Consider the following 2,185-nt stretch of genomic DNA (forward strand, 5'->3'; position numbering starts at 1 on the left):
GGGCCCGGACCCCTTGGCGTCCCCGACGGCAAGCATGTAGACGGCGGCCTCCTCGATCCCGTCGAGGCCGAGCATCGCGTTGATGTCGTCGTCCATGAAGGCCCCGATCGCGCACGCCCCAAGGCCCGTCGAGGTCGCTGCGAGGTAGAGGTTCTGGCCCAGGTGGCCCGCCTCCAGCAGGCCGTACCGGTAGGTCCGGTCCTTGTACTTGTAGCGCATCCGCTGCTGGATCATCGTCAGGAAGAGCACCGCGCTGCATTGGCCCAGGTATTCCTGCATCAGCCCCTGATGGACCACCTGCGAGCGGAAGTCGCCGGCCCGAAGCAGCTCGAGTCGGTGCCCCCGGTAGCCATAGTGGTAGATGCCGCTGGCCAGGCCCTCCACGTTGTGCACGACGGGATAGATCTCGATCGGATAGAGAGCCCCTGAAGACGGCGCCGTCCGGTAGCGTCGGCCCCATCGCTCGCCGGTCAGGCCGCTCGTGAGGTAGAGGAGACGCGAGAGGTCGTCGAGCTGGATCGGGGCGCCCGAGTAGTCGCGTGTCGAGCGCCGGGCGAGGATCGCCTCCTCGGTCGAGAGGCCGCCCTCGAAGGCGGGCTCGGGAAGCGCGATCGTCGCCGCGTCGGGGTATTCCTTGTACAGCGGCGGCTGCTGTCCCCAGTCGGCGACGCTGCCCAGGACGTCGATCACGCCAGGCTTGCTCCACTGGTGGTAGAGGACGCCAAGGTCCGACCCGCCCGGGATCGGGGGCGGTTGCCGGAGGCCCCGACCGACCAGCCAGCCCGCGGCCCCGCCAGCCGCGAGGCCCAGGACTCCGCGCCGGGAAAGCGCCGCCCGCCCCAGCCAGCGCCAGGGGGCGACCTGGTCCTCCGTGCTCGGGTGAACGCCGGCGGTACCCAGAGTGGTCGGTCCGGCAGCCCGAAACGGCGCCCCAGGCGCCAGCGCAGTCGCAGGAGGTCGGGGGGAGGAGGCCGCCGCGGCCGGCCGCGCCGATCGCCGAACGAGTCGGAACTTCGCATAGTTGACGAGGGTCCGCCAGTTCAGCACGACGTGGGCGATCGCGAACGCGCCCATCACGTACCCGGCGAGCGTGTGGTACCAGAAGTCGTTCAGGTCCCACAGGTCTGCCACGAGGCCCGTCAGCCCGGTCGCCAGCGCCGCGACGAGGAGCCCCGTGCTCGTGAGATGGTTGAGGTCGTGCCGCAGTCGGCTCATCTCGACTCCGCCACGACCAGTCTAGCCCCGACCGTGACGGGGCGACGAGCGGCCAGGTGGGCCGCTATCGCTCGCCGACCCGTGCAGCTGATGCATGTAACGCCCATCTCCGCCTTGAGAATCGTCAATTCCATGCGGTCGTTGCACAGGTGAACCCGATCCGTGCAGACGCTGCACGAAATCAGCAACACGACCCTTCGATCGGTCGGTTACGTGCTATGGGTGCATGGGCAAGCCTGGGAGCGGCTGGGGCCGGGGAGCGGGAAGCACCGCACCCCCCAGGAGCGCGAGCGGCTGCGTCGGGGAGCCGGTCGGGCAGCGCACCGCCAGGAGCGAGCGGCCAGGCTTTGCGGGCCCGGCCCCCTGACTCACGCCGACGCAGGTCAGCCCTCGCGGCGGATCTGGCCGCGGATCTCCCCTGAGGGGTAAAGATCGCTGTGGACGTTGACGTACGTCACGCCGGCGCGCATCGCCCGCAATAGCTCGCCGAGCTCACCGGCCGCGATGCCCTGGTTCGCCGGCCCGACGACGTCCGCGGCCGTGACTGCGCCGGTGACCGTGCCCGACTGCGGGCAATTCGGCCGACCGCCACCGCCGCAGATCCAGACCGAGACCCCGCCCGCGACATCCTTCTGGCCGAAGTGGATGTGCGCCATCATCGTCGTCCCGGTCAGGTCGGAGTAGCGCAGCCGGTATTGCAGGGTCGAGCCAACCAGCCTGGCCTCGAAGGTCCCCCGGCCCGTGGTCGAGATGGCCGGCGTCTCGCGGTAGCCCTGGAGCGTCGCGCTGAAGTCGGGGTCGTCGTCGCCCCGCACGACGACCGGTGCGCCCACGGCGATCAGGACCAGCGCGGACGCCAGGATGATGGCCAGCTTTCTCATGCCGTCCTCCTCCTTCTCGGGCCGATCGAGCCCTCTCGGGTGGATACGCGCCCCCGGCGGTCGTGGTTCTGCCTCCGTCGCGGTCGCGG

The 2,185-nt window shown here is 70.3% G+C and carries 2 protein-coding genes; both read right to left on the reverse strand.

Annotated features, from left to right (window positions below):
• Positions 1–1,215 (reverse strand): SagB family peptide dehydrogenase (locus VGW35_27040; GenBank protein HEV8311331.1); only part of this gene is annotated, 1,215 nt, incomplete at its 3' end.
• A 383-nt stretch (positions 1,216–1,598) separates the two neighbouring features.
• A complete protein-coding gene (locus VGW35_27045) occupies positions 1,599–2,096 on the reverse strand; it encodes a CHRD domain-containing protein (protein HEV8311332.1) in 498 nt (165 codons plus the stop codon).
• Positions 2,097–2,185: the final 89 nt, after the last annotated feature.

The organism is Candidatus Methylomirabilota bacterium (assembly GCA_036005065.1).
Classification (GTDB): domain Bacteria; phylum Methylomirabilota; class Methylomirabilia; order Rokubacteriales; family DASRDR01; genus DASYQW01.